The organism is Vibrio barjaei (genome assembly GCF_001639065.2).
Taxonomy (GTDB): domain Bacteria; phylum Pseudomonadota; class Gammaproteobacteria; order Enterobacterales; family Vibrionaceae; genus Vibrio; species Vibrio barjaei.
The window spans coordinates 1-17,926 of sequence record NZ_LQXO02000013.1; the positions used below are offsets into that span (position 1 = coordinate 1).

The window sequence follows — 17,926 nt, forward strand, 5'->3', positions numbered from 1 at the left end:
TCACCATTACGGGTACTAACGACCAGCCAACATTTAATGCCAACAGTAAGCTTGTTGGTGCTGTGACTGAAGCGGGCCACGATGACGATGGCAATGTTATATCAGGTACACCAACGGCTACCGGTACCTTGATTGCGGATGATGTAGACGCTGATGCACAGTTGAAGTTTGCTGTGGACAATGGCGACAGTCCTTACGGCAAACTTGTGGTGCAAGAAGGCGGTCAATGGACCTTTACGCTAGATAACACCACGACTGAAACGCAAGCACTCAAAGAAGGTGAAACTAAAGACGTTAGCTTTACGGTCAAAGTGACCGATGAGTTTGGTGCGGTGAGCACCGAAACGGTGACCATCACTATAACGGGTACCAATGATCAACCAACCTTTACTTCAAGCACTACTCTCGCGGCTACCGTTACTGAAGCTGGGCATACGGACTCTGGTGCTACGGTACCTGGAACGGATGTCGCAACTGGGACGCTAGTTGGTACTGATGTTGACGCAGATAGCACGCTGACATATTACATCGAGAATGGTAATAGCGATTATGGAAACATGGTTGTGTTGCCGGATGGTCGATGGACCTTTACGCTGAACAATGATTCAGAGCAAACTCAAGCACTGAAAGAGGGGCAGACAAAAGACGTCAACTTTACAGTGACGGTTCGCGATGAGCACGGTGCTATTAATACTGAAGTGGTGACCATTTCTATCAAAGGTACCAATGACAAACCAACCTTTGTTGACTCGAGCGAGCTATCGGGCAATGTTGTTGAATCAGGGCATTTGGACAATGGAACCGCTGTTCCAGGAACTCCATCGGCATCTGGTCAGCTGCATGCAGAAGATATTGATGCAGATGCTAAGTTAACCTTCTCTGTTGAAAATGGAGCAACGGGTTATGGCAATTTAGTGGTTCAACCAAATGGCCAATGGACATTTGCACTAGACAATAACTCTTCGCTAACTCAGGCGCTAAGAGAAAATGAAACCAAAGAGTTGTCGTTTACCGTAAAAGTAACAGATGAATTTGGCGCGACTGATACTGAAGTCGTCAAAATTACCATCACAGGTACTAATGATAAGCCAACGATAACCCAATCAAGTGATCTGTCTGGCGATGTAAAAGAAGCAGGACATCAAGATGATGGCACGCCAGTTACTGGTACTGCAGAGGTTGAAGGCACGCTGATTGGTGCTGACGTAGATGCGGGCTCAAGCCTCACTTTCTCAATCGATGATGGCAGCAGTGACTATGGCACATTGGTTGTCGACGATGATGGTGACTGGAAGTTTACTCTAGATAATACGTCTTCTCAGGTGCAATCTTTGAAAGAAGGTCAGAGCCACGATGTTACTTTCACTGTGAAAGTACGGGATGAATTAGGCGCGATTAACACTGAAACCGTCACCATTACAGTTAAGGGCACGAATGACCAACCGACATTTACTAGTTCTAGTGTTCTTAATGGGGCTGTCACAGAGGCCGGACACTTAGATGACGGAACGGTTGTTGCGGGTGTCGCCGTTGCCGCTGGAACATTGACTGCGACAGATGTTGATGCGGATGCTCAGCTTAAGTTCTCCGTGGATAATGGAAGCAATGATTATGGCGAATTGGTGGTTCAGGAAAATGGCCAATGGAAGTTCACATTAGACAACAACTCCGTACATACACAAGCACTGAGAGAAAATGAAACTAAAGAGCTTTCATTTACGGTTAAGGTCACTGATGAGTTTGGCGCAGTAAATACTGAAGTCGTCAAAATCAATATTACAGGGACCAATGATCAACCACAGATCACGAGCGCTAGCAATCTGACCGGCACTGTAATTGAGGCCGGAAATAATGATGACGGTACGATTGTTTCCGGAGTCACTCAAGCGACAGGTACGCTGGTTGGCTCTGATGCAGATGCCGGCAGTAATCTAACGTACTACGTTAATGATGGTAGTAGTGACTTTGGCAACTTAGTTGTTTTACCAGATGGTCAATGGACCTTTACATTAGATAATAACTCTCCCGAAACTCAGGCGCTCAAAGAGGGACAAACTCAGGATATTCACTTTACCGTTACGGTAAGAGATGAGTTGGGTGCGCTAAATACTGAAGTCATTACTATTTCGGTAAAAGGTACTAACGATCAACCTACGTTTACCAATGCAAGTGACTTAAGTGGTTCGGTGGTCGAGGCCGGAAATTTAGATGACGGAACTTTTGTCGCTGGTACACGAATTGCCACTGGTACATTGCACGGTACTGATATCGATGCAGATGCACAGTTGACTTTCTCTGTCGACAACGGTTCGACACCATATGGTAACCTGGTAGTTCAGCCAAACGGTGAGTGGCGATTTACTCTAAATAATCGCTCAAGTGCAACTCAAGCTTTAAGAGAAGGTGAAACTAAAGAGCTCTCTTTCAATGTTAAAGTGACCGACGAGTTCGGAGCAGTGAGTACAGAAGTTGTAACCATCGATATTACGGGCACTAATGATGCACCAAATATCAAGATCACTGGCAACCAAAACCTAGTAGAAGATGGAGTCGAATCTCGTTCTGGAAACTTGAGAGACCAAGATCCTGATGCTAACGACGACCATACTTGGGAAATTACTGATAGTAACGGTGGTGTTGGTGAATACGGCACTCTGACTATTTTTGAGAATGCCAATGGTGTCACCAAATGGCGATACGATCTAGAAGCATCCACCGCTCAAAGTGGTAAAGTGCAAGCATTGGCTCATGGTGAAGTAGTCACGGAAACATTTACCATCAAAGTGACCGATGAGTTCGGTGCGGTTAATGAAAAAACCATCACGCTAAATATCACGGGGACCAACGATCAGCCAGTCATTAATGGAGACTTTGTAGGTAGTGTTACCGAAGATGATTTCCCTAACAATGACCCCTCTCAGCCAATCAAATTTGTCGGCCAGCTTGATCCAGGAGATGTCGATACAAATGACACACATTCATGGTCTTTGAATACCGGGAAAGGACAGTTTGGTACCATTTCTATCGATCCAGTGACTGGTGAATGGACTTACACCCTCAATAATAGCAACCCATCTGTGCAAGCATTAAGACCGGGAGATACACCGCTAACGGAAACCTTTACCGTCACGGTTAAAGACAGCTCAGGTCAATCCAATGGTTCTGATACTCAAACCATTACTATCAATATTTCTGGAACGAATGATGCGCCAGAACTTGCGGGAACCACAACTGGTAGCGTTATCGAAGATACTCCAGGACGTGAAGTGGCGACGGGTAACCTTGCCGTATCTGACATTGATTCTACTGATTCTCATTCTTGGCAGGTTCAGGGTGAGAATCCAGTCAATGGAAAAGCGACGGGCACCTACGGTCAGCTGTCGGTTGATGATAATGGTAAGTGGACCTATGAGCTAGACAGTGACTCACTGGCTACTCGCTCAATACCACCAGGTATGACGGTAACAGATACTTTCCAAGTTGTTGTAACGGACGCTGGCGGTTTAACAGACACGATTACTGTTACGGTATCCGTTGCGGGCACCAACAGTGAACCAGAAATTGTTGTTAAACCTGAATATACCGTTATAGAAGATGGAGCCGCCTTGAGTGGAACGATCATTGCGGGTATTCCGACCCAAGATCAACTAGATAACAATGTTATCGGTGGTGGTGATCCAGATCAGGGTGAAATCGTCTCTTGGAGTGTATTGCAAAGTGGTCAGTACGGTACTTTCAGTATTGATGAAGCAACAGGTACATGGACTTATGTGCTGAACAATAACCATCCAGTTGTGGACTCGCTTGATAAGGGAGACATATTACCAGGTGGTGACACGGTTCAGGTACGGGTTAGAGATAAGTATGGTGTTGAGTCGATTCAAGAAATCAAGATTGTCATCGAAGGTGAAAATGACGCACCGAACATCACTGGCGCTCAAAATAAGGTTATTTTTGAAGATGCTATAGAAGCGGGTCAATATACAACATCGGGTCAATTAAGTTCTGGTGATGTTGATGCGGACGATGTTCATCAGTGGGAAATCAGTGATTCGAACAACGGTCGTGGTGAGTATGGCACGCTTACAATGGACTCGAATGGCAAGTGGACGTTTACCTATGACCAACAAAGCAAGCTTTCTGAAATCCGAGCATTGAAACCTGGGCAGATTGTCACCGATGAATTTGAAGTGAAAGTAACGGATAGTCAAGGCGCTACTTCTGTTGAAACCGTTACGATTCAAATTGAAGGCCAGAATGACGCACCAGTTGTCACAGGAGACGTGTCCGCTACTTATGTAGAGGACAATGGAACAGATGATACCAGCGATGATTCTACACCAATTGAGGGACAATTAGTTCTCACTGATTATGATAATGATGATAAAGCCGAAGTGGTTATCTCTTCAGGACAAAGTCACAACGTCTATAACGGTTTAAGTGGTGAGCTCTCAATCGATAAAGATGGTAAATGGTCATTTGTACCGAAAAATGATGTTTTACAATCGCTTGCCGAGGGTGAAACCGAGACTGAAGTCTTTACCATTTTGGTGACAGATAGAAATGGTGCAACAGTTACCCAAGATATTACGATTACGATTGAAGGCCGGAATGATGTACCAGTTATTTCAGGTGAATCAACAGGTACCGTAGTGGAAGATGGCACGGCAGCGCAGTTTGGTGTCGATCTTACGCGAACTGATGGCCAATTGTCTGCCGTTGATGTAGACAACAACAGTTCTATTGTAAGTTGGTCAATAGAGAGTAGTGGTGCATCGGGTAGCGCTCCTTCGGGTCTTGGCACTTATGGGACCTTGACTCTTGGCAATGACGGTAAATGGACTTACGTTCTTGATAATTCATTACCAGCGACGCAAGCATTGATTGCGGGTGAAACGGTACAAGAAAAATTCTATGTTGTTGCGACGGATAACGACGGCGGGGTTTCAAACCGTCAAGAAATTGTAATTGATGTTATAGGTCAACAAGATCCAGGTGATGGTTCTGGTAGCGGCGGTATCATTCCTGTTGACGTCTCCGAACTAGAAGTCACGGAAGATCAACAATTGGTTGATAGAGACTCTTTCATTTTCCCTATTCCACCAGGTGCGAATTTTATACCCGTAAACGGTGGTGTTTATGGACAGCTTGTTAGAACGGCAACTGGCGGTTGGAAATATGAATTGGACAACGATTCTGTGCTTGTTCAAGGCCTTGATGAAGGTGAGACAGCAACTGAGTCATGGCGAATTGTTGTTGGTCCGTTCTACATAGACGTCAATGTCACGATTAATGGTTCTGCGGATAAACCAGAAATTACTTACAACACGGACATTACAAAACCCCAAGATGATACGGTGTTGCTCGGAGAAGCACATGAAGATGTGACAGATTCTATATCGGGTGTACTGGGTGTAGATGATGCTGATCTAGGTGATTCACATGTATGGGCAGTAGAAGATATACAGGGTGAATATGGTACGTTAACTATCGACCCTGATACTGGTAAATGGACGTACGTACTAGATCCATCAAAAGAGCTTCCTGCCGAAAAAGAGGTGTTTGATACATTCTACGTAACCGTGACTGATACTGAAGCTGGTGAGGGAGCGAGTACTAAATCGGATCGCCGAGAAGTCCAAGTGAAGGTAATAGGGTCAGCCGAAAACTTCGAAAACCCTAACCCGAATGATGAAAAATATATCGTCAAGACTATCACTGCCAATGAAGACAATAGCGATAGTAATGAAACAGGTACAGGTCCTTCTGAGATTGTCATTAGCTCGGATAACGCAGGTGGGCCTTTGGTACTAGATCCGAACATTGAGCTTGGAAGTCAGATTACCTGGACTTTAGTTGATGGCAATGGAACGTACGGCAGTATTGTCGTTAATGATGATGGTTCTTGGGTCTTTACTTTAGATAACGACAGTCGAGCTGTGCAATCACTCCAAGAGGGAGAAACCAAGCACGATGTTTTTGAGGTTTACGCTGTAGACCAATACGGAAAAACTATTGTTGATGACAATGGTTTGCCACAAACACTCGAGATAGTTATTGATGTGAATGGTCAAAATGATGCGCCAACGCTCAAGGCTAATGTTGAAGAAACCATAGTTGCCGATGATGTTGATCAAACAATATCCGGAAAACTCGCAGTGACTGATATTGATACTCAAGATCAAGGGCATCATACATGGGTTGCAACTCCTAACAACGTTGATAATGCCTATGGTACGTTGGTGTTTAATGCTGATGGCACATGGTCTTATAAAGTGGATCCAAATAACCCAGACATTATTGCGTTGGGGGCTAATGAAACTATTGAGCAAACTTGGACAGTCGTCGTTACTGACCCGAAAGGTGCAACAGCTACACAAACTCTAACCATTAACATTCAAGGTGAAAACCAAGCACCTACGATGACGACTGTTGATGGAGCTGTGACTGAAGATGTCATCGATAGCGGTGGAACGACAGTATCAGTAACTAAGGCTATTGTATTAGATGATCTTGATACTAACGATACTGTTACGTTAGACCCTACTAATTTGGATGGTACTTATGGTCACTTTACCGTTGACCCATCTACAAATACTTGGAAATACGTTCTATTCAACGACAAGCCTCACGTTCAATCATTAGGTGAAGGCGTCACGGTAACGGAAGAGTTCACAATACGCGCAACCGATCAATTCGGTGCTGAAGTGACTCAAAAAGTAGAAGTGACGGTCGTCGGCTCTAACGATCAACCAACCGTATCAGGCTCGGCTTCCGGCTCAGTAAGTGATGCTTTGGGTAGCACCGCGGCAGGTAAAGTCACGGTCTCCGATGTTGACGTTGGTGATACTCATACCTTCTCTGTAAAACAAGACTCAAATCTTGGTACGTTCACTGTCGATAACAACGGTAACTGGAAGTTCGTGGTTGACGAGAACAATCCAGAGATTAATGCGTTAGCTAAAGGGCAGACTAAAACTATTCAAGTGAGTGTTGTCGCAACAGACAGTTCTGGCGTAACGACAACAGAAGAGTCCAACGAGCATGTCATTAATATCACTATTGTCGGTACCAACGATGCACCGCAAATTGTGGATATTGGCGAACAAATGGCGACGGAAAACACCACGACGCAGCTTACTGGTAACTTTGACTCTGGTGATGTTGATACTGTTAATGTGGCGGATAGTCATCACTGGCAAGTAGTCTCTGGTGATCCAAGAGGCGAGCTGACAGTCGATCCGGTGACTGGTGCTTGGACCTTCAATCTGACTGGTGATTTTGAATATTTATCAGAAGGTGAAACGCTGTCTAGCCCGTTGAGCTATCAAGTGAAAGTCACGGATGAACACGGTGCCTCAGATACTATTACTGTCAATTTCCAAGTGACAGGTACCAACGATGCTCCAACCATTGTCGCTGCAAATACTGTTGCCACAGGAACCGTACATGAAGATCCGGCAGGAGTAGAATCTGGCACGGCTAATGGTGTGGTGACGATAGCTGACGTTGATCATAACGACACTCACAGCTATAGCTTGAGTAACTCCGGTATGGTGACGGAAATCCAAGGTACGTACGGTACGCTTAAGCTAATTGCAGGAGATACACCGGAAAGTGTCAAGTGGGAGTATGTATTAGACCAAGATAAAGCCAACAGTCTTAACGATGGTCCAGTCACTGAAAACTTTGACCTATTTATTGAGAGCTTGGTTGGTGGTGTAGCTCAAGGCGATGCAATCAAGCAGACAATTGAAGTCACGGTCGAAGGCCGTAACGACGCAGCGATAGTTGCGCCAGAGTCTCAAACTCATGCCGAAACCGATGCACCGCTGCAGATGTCAGGCAATCTCAACTCGACGGATGTCGATAACCCTGACGATACATTTACGGTTCAAAACAATAAGCAAGGCACATACGGTACGTTTAGCATCGATGCCAACGGCGAATGGACGTTTGTGGCTAACCAAGCATTCAATTCTTTGAATGTTGGTCAAAGTGTTGAAGAAACCTTTGCTGTTACTACTATCGATGGAACGCCAACGAGTGTGACGGTGAAGATCGAGGGTACCAATGATGCCGCTACGGTAAGTGTTGGCTCTGTGGAGCGAGATGAAACGGATGCTCCATTGACAATTACAGATACCTTAACGTCTAGTGATGTTGATAACGCGGATAATACCTTTACGCCTAGCAGCAAAGTAGGGACGTACGGTACGTTCAGTATTGATGCCAATGGTGTTTGGACATTTGTTGCCAAAGAGTCATTTGACCATTTAAACGTCGGTCAAAGCGTCTCAGAAACGTTTGATGTCACCTCTGTTGATGGCACGCCATCGACTGTTACGGTGAAAATCAACGGTACCAACGATGCTGCAGACATTAGTGCTGCTACTGAGAACCTTACAGAAAGTAACAGCATACTAACGGCTAACGGGACGCTGACGGCAGATGACCCTGATAATCCAAATAACGTATTTGTTGCTCAAAATGGGACAGTGGGCAACTTAGGTACGTTTACCCTGACGGCAGCGGGCGTGTGGACATTCACCGCCAAGAGTAATTTCGATAACCTAGCAGAAGGTCAGAAAGCAGAAGAGAGCTTTACGGTGACTTCTATTGATGGCACGACCTCTGAGGTGAAGATAGTCATCACGGGTACTAATGATGCTGCCACAGTGAGCAGTGCAGATGTGACCTTGCAGGAAACAGACGCGGTGCTGAGTACAAGTGGCACATTAACCTCTTCAGATATCGATAACCCTGATAATAAGTTCCAGGAACAGACCAATGTCGCTGGTAACCATGGTACGTTCTCTATCGATGCTGATGGAAACTGGACGTATATTGCAGACGAGTCATTCAATAGTTTAAATGTGGGCCAATCGGTCGATGATACCTTTAACGTGAAATCTGTGGATGGCACCGTATCGACAGTCAAAGTAACCATCCAAGGCACCAATGATGCACCAAGCATCACTGGTGATTTTGCCAAAGGTGTTCAAGAAGGCGTGACTGATTCTGTGTCCGGTACAGTGAACATCACTGATGTGGATAGTGCCTCGGTGACTCGCTCGTTGCGTAACGGGACATTGAGTGGTGATACATTTACTGCGACAGGCCAGTATGGGACGCTTACATTCAACGTGACGACTGGCGTGTGGGCGTACGTATTACTTACTGGCAGCAGTAATGCACTCACCGGAGACCAAACTGCTACCGAGACGTTCTATATTGAAGCCACAGATGGTGCTCCTGGTGGTGATAGCGTACAGCCAATCACTATCACAGTGACGGGGAATAAAGGTCAGATTGGCGATAGTTCGATTGACGACATTCTTACCGCTACCTCAGGTGATGAATGGCTATTTGGTAATTCTATTCCTACTGGCGGCGGTATTAGTGGGGACACCGATTCGCAAGATACTTTCCGTTGGGAAACGGCGAGCCTCGCTGGAACGGATACGATCAAAGACTTTGATGTACGTGACTTTGCAGCCACTGACCCAACCGTGAAACATGATGTGGTTGACCTAACTGCAGTCGACTTTAAAGCGGACCAGCAATTAACAGATCAGTTGAGTGTGTCAGAGCAGTCTGGTGATACAGTTATTGCTATCAGTGATAGTGGGGCAGTGTTACAGTCTATTGTATTGGAAGGTGTGACACTGACATCGCTTCTAGGTGTGTCTCAACAGGAAGTGGACAGTATGACGCCAACTGAGGTGCTACTGGCACTACATCAATCTGAGCAGCTCACGCTACCCGACCAAATTCACATTGGTACAGGAGCATCTGAGACGTTAATTGGTACTGATGAGAGTGACATTATCTACGGCGGTGGCGGTAATGATATTCTTACCGGTGGAGATGGCTTTGATTTATTCTTGTTTACTGAGGAAGGTGCTGGCACCACCACCAACCCTGCAGAGCAAACCGTAACGGATTTCCATATTGGCGATGATAAGTTGGATATCTCTGACTTGTTGCCAGATCACGACAATTTAGGTGATTTGCTAGGAAACATTACCATCACGGTTAATGATGATCCGAACGACAACACTGATCCTGCGACAACAGTTATCAGTGTCACCAACAATGGTGAGCAAACGGATATTACTCTTGAGGGTATTGGGTGGAATGACTTGGGTATTGCCGATAGTAATGTAATGACTGATCAAGGAAATCATCAGTCAGAGTTACTGAATCAGCTAGACCACTTGAGCATCATTAAGGTAGACCCGTAGAGACGGGTCGTTATAGAACGAAAAAGGGCTGCGCGATGCGCAGCCCTTTGTTTTTTGGATGAGTACAATGTTAGCTCAATTTGTTCTGCTCTGCTTTACAAACCGCCGCAGTGAACACTACGTCTGTTGAGCTGTTCAGGGCTGTTTCTGCTGAATCTTGAATCACGCCGATAATAAAGCCAACAGCAACCACTTGCATCGCCACATCGTTCGAAATACCGAATAGACCACATGCTAGAGGGATGAGCAGTAGAGAACCACCTGCCACGCCTGACGCGCCACATGCTGATACAGCAGCAACAATACTAAGTAGCAATGCTGTCAGGATATCAATTTCAATGCCCATAGTATGAACTGCTGCTAGTGTTAGCACAGTAATTGTAATCGCAGCACCAGCCATGTTAATGGTTGCGCCTAGTGGAATAGAGACTGAATAGGTATCTTCATCTAGGTCCAATTTTTCACAGAGTGTCATGTTGACTGGAATGTTTGCCGCACTTGAACGAGTGAAGAAAGCCGTTACGCCACTTTCACGAAGGCATTGGAATACAAGTGGATATGGATTCTCTTTGGTTTTTACATAAACGATGATTGGGTTCACAACAAGCGCGATGATCGCCATTGCAGTAAGTAGAACGAATAGCAGTTGCGCGTAACCAGCAAGTGCCGAAAAGCCCGTTGTTGCAAATGTATTAGCTACAAGACCAAAGATACCAAATGGCGCCAGACGGATAATAAAGCGCACGATCTGTGAAACACCATGACTCAGGTCTTCGAACACTGCTTTTGTCGTATCAGATGCGTGGTGTAGTGCTAAACCTAGACCAATAGCCCAAGCCAGAATACCAATATAGTTCGCGTTCATTAACGCACTGACCGGGTTATCTACAAGTTTAAACAACAGCGTGTGAAGAACTTCTGCAATACCTTGAGGTGGTGTTGCACCTTCCGCACCAGCAACGAGCGTAAGCTCCGTTGGGAAAAGGAAGCTTAGTAATACCGCAGTCAAAGACGCGGAGAAAGTACCAATTAGATATAACACCACGATTGGGCGCATGTGAGTGGTTTGGTTTTTCTTTTGATTAGCAATAGAAGCTGCAACAAGAATGAAGACTAAAATTGGGGCAACAGCTTTCAATGCTCCAACAAACAGGCTACCAAGCATTCCGAAGCTTTGAGCAGTTGAAGGAGAAGCGAGTGCGAGGATAACACCAAAAACGATACCCGCTAGGATCTGGAGAACCAGGTTGCCATTGGCATAGCGAGCTAACAAGCTAGAACTTTGCATTTTTTATCCCTGTATAAGTGGTACCGGACCTAATGTCGTTTGACGACTCCTATTCGTTTAGATAAGAGTTTTCAACGAAGATTGGTCGGCTTTATTTTGTAAAAAAGTGTGTTTGCGCGTTTTATATTATCCATGCAAATTAATGTGTCTACATATAATTTATTTTTAGATAAAATTTGTGGTATTTGTTGCAATTTATAGTTTATTGTTTTGCTAAATGTTATTGATTTGATGTTTTTGTACAACGCAATGTTCAAAAAATCAGCGTGGTAATGAAAGTTCTAGAGGGACTGTTGTGTGTCTCATCTGTCCAGTTCTAAGGCCGATCCATTCGAAATGATAATGATTGGAATGTTATTTATCGGCTATTGGATTGTTTTATATGAATTTTTATCAATATTCTTTATTGACCCTCCCCTTAGGGTAAAGGTTAGTTTGGTCTGTAGGCTAACGACAGAAGGGGAACATCATGGGATGTTGTAATAAAGCGCCAGCAGGTGGCGGAGCAAGTATGGGCACTGCACTTAAATATATTGCGATCATTGGGGTGGTTGTATTCGCTCTTGCTTACTTTTTTGGGTGACTACTATGCGTAGATTAATCTTAGTTGCTTCAATGCTGGCGAGTTTTGGTGTGTTTGCGAGTCAAGGTTCAGAGTTTTCCAAACTGACACCTCATGAAGCGCTAGACGAGGCGAATGCTATGTTTCGTACTGGTGAAGCTTCAATTCAAGTGAAACCAACAAAGATTGTTGGGCAGTTTAAAGATGGCAGCCTTGGGGCTGTGCCATTTGAGAAGGAGTTCCTAGTCTCAATTGCACCTTATCTAAACAAAATGCACCCGTGTGATATGCACTTACCGACGGGGTGTACAGGTGAGCTGCAAAACGAGAAAATGGGTGTCACCGTTTATGATAAGGATAGTCATCGGCAGCTCTTATTCAAAATGGCTAAAACCAATCCTAACGGATTCATTGACTTATGGTTACCTAGGGACCGAGAACACCTTGAGATTATAGTGAACTATAAAGGCAAGAAGGCAACCAAAGTGATAGGAACAAGTATTATGGATAATACGTGTATTACTGATATGAAATTAGAAAGCGCATAGTAAAGCGCTATTAAAAAAAGACCGCGTATAAGCGGTCTTTTGATTCATATTTACAACGTTAAATGAGGAGTGCTAATAGCCTTTTTTACGATGTCGACTCTCGCTTTGAACAGAACGATAAAACTTGCCAAGCTGTTTATCGTTACTTCTTTTCTCCGCTAATGAAGCGCTGTTTCTAGCTTGTTCTCGCATGAGTTTAAAGTAGTTGTCTACGCGCCTTGCGTCGATATCTCTATTCTCAAGTGCTTTACGCACCGCGCAGCCGGGTTCATTGGTGTGTTGGCAATCACTAAATCGACACTGCTCGACCAAAAGTTCAACGTCACTAAACGTTTCTGCTAATCCCTCTTCACTCGCGGTTAGCTGAATTTCCCTCATTCCTGGGGTATCTAGTAACAAGCCACCTTCTGGCATCTTGTGCATCGAGCGAGACGTCGTAGTATGACGACCTTTGCTATCATCCTCACGAATTGACCCAGTTGCCTGTGTTTGGCCGTCCATCAGGGTGTTAACCAAGGTGGATTTACCTACACCAGATGAACCCATGAAGGCGACGGTTTGCCCTTTGCCACACCAAGAGCGCAATCCTTGTAACGTATCGCTATCCAGTGCGTTCACTGTTTCAATGATCAAGAATGGGTCAAGAGCTTGTACTTGTTGTCGCTTGTCATCTACATCGTTACAGAGATCTGCTTTGGTTAGCACGATAACCGCTTCGGATCTCGCTTCATTCACCAGAGTGAGGTAACGCTCTATCCGACTTAGATTGAAGTCGTAATTGAGCGAACAAACAATAAAAACCGTGTCTACGTTGGCGGCAATGAATTGCTCATCTACTTTTGAACCAGGCGCTTTGCGACTGAACAAAGAGCGGCGATCAAGAAGGCGAAGCAATCGATGTTGTTCATCGAGTAAAATCCAGTCACCAACCGTCATCTGAGGATAATGAATGTGATGTTCTAGATGGAACTCTTGTTGTTCCGTGCAGACAACATATCCGCTGCGATGATGCGCAATGACGCGCCCTGGGACGATACCGCCGTATTCTTCTAATGTCAGTTGCTGTTGAAAAAATGTTTTCCAACCAAGTTCGTTAATTGAGATTGGATGGGTAAAAATAGAACTCATTGTTAGTACCTAAAAAAATACACAAAATATGCAATTTTAAATAGGGTCAGGTACTTACCGATGTAAGTGTGTGCGGGTGCACTAAGACCCCGGTAAAGGAACACCGGGTAAAGTATGGTCGATTTCTAAACGAAATGAGAGTGTTGTTTGTTACTTAGTTCGCTTTATTAAACCAACTTTACCAAGTGGGTACGCATTACAATCATCAAATTCCTCCAGATAGTGTTTGGTTAGGTGTCATCGTAAGCGATGATAGCACTAACATCAGAAAAGGCTAGTAGTTGATAATGCAGTGGGTATGGTTGGAGTAAAATTGTGACTTCAATTAGAAAGGTGTCAAACCATCATTAAGTAGAAATCACGGCTACCTAATGATGGTTCTCAACCCGTTTCAGTACGGGAGAGAGTGTAACTTTGTCTTAGAGCAAAGGCATCAAATGGTGGTAAGTCATTTATAATTTAAATAACAAAAAAATAAAATGAAACATATCAGATGACTATAGCTAATATATAGGAGGTGCACATCCATGTGCCGATTGGATTAAAGTGTGCTGCCTTTGTGGTTTTGGACAAAGTTGCGTGCTTTTTTTAGTTGTTCACTTTCACCATCGAATACGACTAAGTACTTGTCAGTTTTGATGGCGGTTTCATATTTGACAATGGTGTCTTTTGGAATACCAATACTGGCTAATGCTCCACCGATGGCTGTTACTCCACCTGTTATTGCAGCGCCTTCAACAGCACCTGCAACAGCAGCCACAATGGGGCCAGCGGCAACAACCGCCCCGATACCCGGTAACCAAAATAAGCCAGAGCCCACAAGTGCGCCCCAAATCCCGCCCCAGAAGGCACCTGTTTTCCCCCAGTTTTTGACGCGGTCGCCTGTGTTGTAGAAACCGGTAGCGTGCTCTTCCGTTTCATAGCCCTTCCCAATGATAGATATGCACTCTATAGGAAATCCCTGGTCGACTAAGGTGGTTACAATATGTTTTGCATCCAGATGTGTGTGTGCAATTGCGACAACGTTAGAATTATTCATCATTGATACCTATAGTAATTTTTCGATTTGTTCCGATTTAGCATCAGCGAGCTGCTTTGCGACAACTTTGTGTACTCGTGCAGCAGGAGCTTTGTGGCATTGGTCGACGATTTCATCAATTTCAATAGCATCTAATTGAGTGATATCGAACACTTGCACTTCATTATTGGATTTATGATTCCATGCAACTAGGTAACCTAACGTTACAGGCATCAGGTCGTAGTCTAATTCGAGGAACTCTGAACACGTCATAGTAGACTCAAAACTAGCTGTAGCAATTGGCTGTGAAAGTGTCATTTCACCAGTGTTTTCTGGCTGAGCGTTTGCGGCATAAGCCAAAATCGTAACCAGAGAAAACAAGCCTACGACTCCCTCAAAAACGAGTTTTTTTATACGTTTACTCAAAATTACTCCTGGCTATAAAATCGCAATCCGGTGGCTAGTTTCCGCCATTCGTCTTTGATAAGTTTTATCATGGTGACAAACGGGACACTCATCGAATGCCTTGGGGCTGATGTGTGTGTGACCACACTTTTCACAAATCCATTCAGTTGGTATTAGGCTCTCGAATTCAAAACCTGACTCAAGTCGATAGAGTAAATTAGATAAACGCTCATCATGCGTTTTCTCAATCGCCCCTATATTAAGAAAGTGATCCGCGACTACTGAATCACTGTGCGAGTTGCAGAGTTCAGACAACTCAGGATAAAACGCGACAGATTCAAAACTTTCGCCATCGATGCTGTCTTTTAACGCAGCGGCAATATCGGTTAAGCGAGCTCCTAACGTGCGTTGTTCTATATGTTTGAAATGAAGTTTGGCGTGTACCAGTTCATTGGCGGCAATATGTGCAAGCTGATCAGCGATATGGTGATAGCCTGACTTTCGCGCGAGCTTCGAGTATAAGTTATACTTCGTAAACGCCACTGCCTCGCCTTCAAAGGCTTTCTTAAGATAGATAGAGACGCTATCCATCTCTTTCACTTGCATTGACTGCTGGCAACACGTCAATTGACCACCGCCAACACATGTCACTTCGACTTCATTGCCACACAGGTTGCAATGATATGTTTGGTATTTTTCTATCATTGGCAGACCGTTACATTGGTTCGTTGTGGTGATGGTTCTGATGTTTAGCAGACAGCTTAGTCTTGTGTTTTTCTAATGAGTGTAAAACTGCTTGGGTCGCTTCTTGCAGAGCAATTGCGAATGTCGCGTTAGACTTTTTGGTGAAGAACTGTTCATGATCGAGATGTACAGTAAGCTCAACTTCGAACAGACGATAACTCTCATGATAGATAATATGGCATTTTTCTTGATCGATAGAATGAAAGTGCCCTTGAATATGAGCAAACTTCTCTTCGATAAGTGTTTTCATAGATGGAGTGATATCAACGTGCATAGATGTGATTTGCATTTATATTTCCCATTAAAATAGATACGTGAGTATTAGTGTTTTTAGGTGAGGCAAAATATTAAAACAAACCGCTTACCTCTAAATCATTAGTAGGTAAACACTGTATAAATTAAAAATATTCATTTTAAAACAGTTGGTTATGTGGTCTTGTTGATGGGAGTTTAGCTTTTGTTTTGGTTTTTTAGGTTTTATTAAAAAAACAGTTCTTTCCAGTGGAAATACTATCGGGATATTATCGCTATCTTATTTATTAGATTCTTCCTCGTATTAACTTAAAGAATGTTTGGATTAAAAATTCACCAATCAATAGATTGAAAATTCTTGAGGTAATATGAAATACAAAAATATACTTTTAGCGATAGACTTCGAGCATAGTGACGCTGAGCTCATCAAAAATGCCACTGACCTAGCATTTAGCTTAGGAGCGACAATCAGTCTGGTTTACGTTCACCCAAATGTGGAATACAACCCATATTCTTTAGCATACTGGGGAGATATTTATAGAGAGTTTGTTGCTGAACTTGAGCAAAAACACGATACAAAGGAGCTGGAATTTATTGTGAGTGCCTACCCGATCTCGAAGGAAAATATCTACATAAAAAACGGTGATGTTAGCCGGGAGATGCATGCTGTAATCGAAATTGTGGACGCTGATCTGATTATACTGGGCAAGCATCATAGTGTGGTCAACATGGAAGGAACGTTAGAAAGAAGCATGCGAAGCGTAGCAGGTTTAGATGTGTTGCTCGTTTCTTAGGTTTAATTTGCCGCATGTTTTAACTCATTGATAAAAATGCGGTGAGCCACTGATCAACGCCTGTTCTTGCTTCTGTCGACTTCAGCCATATGGAAAAGCAGCATGTCATCTGTCTTATGCTTATGGAGACATCATTCGGCGTTGGTTTGGTTGAGTTCTCAAAATGGCAGTCATTTGTGGAAAAACATTAACTATCATGAAGTTAAATGTATTGAGAAAATTATTAGAACAATTGCTCTAAATACAATGTAAAGAGGTAAAGATATGTCGAGCGAAGTGGGCGTTGATGAACATATAATCTTAGGTGATTACTGCACGTGTACTAAAAGAATGAACAGTGAGCCCACTGAAGTATTGAATGAATGTGATGGTAATGCAATTGCTGTATTGTCCAAGAATACGTTAGTCTACTACGCAGTCCCGATTGGACTGTTTGAAAAGATGTTAGCGGCATATGATGCGAGTTTATTCAACTTAATTGGCAGCTAAGTCGATCATCGGCCTCGCAGGATGCGAGGCTATCGGAAACATCAATCCAATAATGCCGACTCTTCCTATCCATAAACCACCCAGCTCATTTACATCCATCTTTCTTGCATAATCCAACCCAACGTTAGTAAGTAATTTTTGCTGAACGCCTCGCCTTGCCGCTACTCAAAAATCGTAGAATTTTCTGAAGTTTAGAACGAAAAAACTGTTTAGCGGCTAACTTGTTTTCATATTTTTCGATTTTGTAATATAGCGACAGAAAAGCGTCTTCAATAGCATTATCGAGTAGCAAATCAGTGCGAAGGACATAGAAAGATTGTGTTTCTAAGTGCACCTTTAACGACACCTCATAATCGCCAAAACCATTATGAAAGACGACCTCACAACGACTAAAGAGTAGGTCTAAATTACGGTCTACTAAGTGTTGATATTTATCTGCAATAAGTGATGT

The 17,926-nt window shown here is 43.8% G+C and carries 10 protein-coding genes; 4 read left to right on the forward strand and 6 right to left on the reverse strand.

Annotated features, from left to right (window positions below):
* Positions 1–62: 62 nt before the first annotated feature.
* Positions 63–10,247, forward strand: coding sequence for a VCBS domain-containing protein (locus tag AWH66_RS25655; RefSeq protein ID WP_240495602.1), 10,185 nt, complete (start codon positions 63–65; stop codon positions 10,245–10,247).
* A 70-nt stretch (positions 10,248–10,317) separates the two neighbouring features.
* On the opposite strand, the gene sstT is transcribed toward AWH66_RS25655, so the two are convergent.
* A complete protein-coding gene (gene sstT / locus AWH66_RS08260) occupies positions 10,318–11,535 on the reverse strand; it encodes a serine/threonine transporter SstT (protein ID WP_006070241.1) in 1,218 nt (405 codons plus the stop codon).
* A gap of 588 nt (positions 11,536–12,123) precedes the next feature.
* Here sstT and AWH66_RS08265 point away from each other — a divergent pair.
* Complete coding sequence (locus tag AWH66_RS08265) at positions 12,124–12,645, forward strand: CueP family metal-binding protein (RefSeq protein ID WP_063604653.1); 522 nt, start codon at positions 12,124–12,126, stop codon at positions 12,643–12,645.
* A gap of 72 nt (positions 12,646–12,717) precedes the next feature.
* Here AWH66_RS08265 and rsgA read toward each other — a convergent pair whose 3' ends face one another.
* From rsgA to AWH66_RS08290, 5 genes are all read right to left on the reverse strand, one after another.
* Positions 12,718–13,773: a ribosome small subunit-dependent GTPase A gene (rsgA, locus tag AWH66_RS08270; RefSeq protein WP_063604654.1), complete on the reverse strand. Its 1,056-nt coding sequence runs from the start codon at positions 13,771–13,773 to the stop codon at positions 12,718–12,720.
* 541 nt (positions 13,774–14,314) lie between these two features.
* A complete protein-coding gene (locus tag AWH66_RS08275) occupies positions 14,315–14,815 on the reverse strand; it encodes a DUF1269 domain-containing protein (protein WP_239922308.1) in 501 nt (166 codons plus the stop codon).
* Between the two features lie 6 nt (positions 14,816–14,821).
* The gene (locus AWH66_RS08280; RefSeq protein ID WP_063604655.1) at positions 14,822–15,217 is read right to left on the reverse strand and encodes an HdeA/HdeB family chaperone; all 396 of its coding nucleotides are present in this window, start codon (positions 15,215–15,217) and stop codon (positions 14,822–14,824) included.
* 12 nt (positions 15,218–15,229) lie between these two features.
* The gene (locus AWH66_RS08285; RefSeq protein ID WP_083399978.1) at positions 15,230–15,901 is read right to left on the reverse strand and encodes a ferritin family protein; all 672 of its coding nucleotides are present in this window, start codon (positions 15,899–15,901) and stop codon (positions 15,230–15,232) included.
* A gap of 10 nt (positions 15,902–15,911) precedes the next feature.
* Positions 15,912–16,229 carry an HPF/RaiA family ribosome-associated protein gene (locus tag AWH66_RS08290; protein WP_038230859.1) on the reverse strand — a complete coding sequence of 106 codons (318 nt, stop codon included), beginning with the start codon at positions 16,227–16,229 and terminating at the stop codon, positions 15,912–15,914.
* 331 nt (positions 16,230–16,560) lie between these two features.
* Between AWH66_RS08290 and AWH66_RS08295 the strand changes: the two genes are divergently transcribed.
* Positions 16,561–16,986, forward strand: a complete 426-nt coding sequence (locus AWH66_RS08295; RefSeq protein WP_006070233.1) for a universal stress protein — start codon at positions 16,561–16,563, stop codon at positions 16,984–16,986.
* A gap of 264 nt (positions 16,987–17,250) precedes the next feature.
* A complete protein-coding gene (locus tag AWH66_RS08300) occupies positions 17,251–17,475 on the forward strand; it encodes a hypothetical protein (protein ID WP_006070232.1) in 225 nt (74 codons plus the stop codon).
* Positions 17,476–17,926 lie beyond the last annotated feature (451 nt).

Bases quoted from the DNA above. Each gene is read 5' to 3' on its own strand.
- AWH66_RS08265 (WP_063604653.1), top strand. From the start codon at position 12,124: ATGCGTAGATTAATCTTAGTTGCTTCAATGCTGGCGAGTTTTGGTGTG.
- AWH66_RS08285 (WP_083399978.1), bottom strand. From the start codon at position 15,901: ATGATAGAAAAATACCAAACATATCATTGCAACCTGTGTGGCAATGAA.
- sstT (WP_006070241.1), bottom strand. From the start codon at position 11,535: ATGCAAAGTTCTAGCTTGTTAGCTCGCTATGCCAATGGCAACCTGGTT.
- AWH66_RS08290 (WP_038230859.1), bottom strand. From the start codon at position 16,229: ATGCAAATCACATCTATGCACGTTGATATCACTCCATCTATGAAAACA.
- rsgA (WP_063604654.1), bottom strand. From the start codon at position 13,773: ATGAGTTCTATTTTTACCCATCCAATCTCAATTAACGAACTTGGTTGG.
- AWH66_RS08275 (WP_239922308.1), bottom strand. From the start codon at position 14,815: ATGATGAATAATTCTAACGTTGTCGCAATTGCACACACACATCTGGAT.
- AWH66_RS08300 (WP_006070232.1), top strand. From the start codon at position 17,251: ATGTCGAGCGAAGTGGGCGTTGATGAACATATAATCTTAGGTGATTAC.
- AWH66_RS08295 (WP_006070233.1), top strand. From the start codon at position 16,561: ATGAAATACAAAAATATACTTTTAGCGATAGACTTCGAGCATAGTGAC.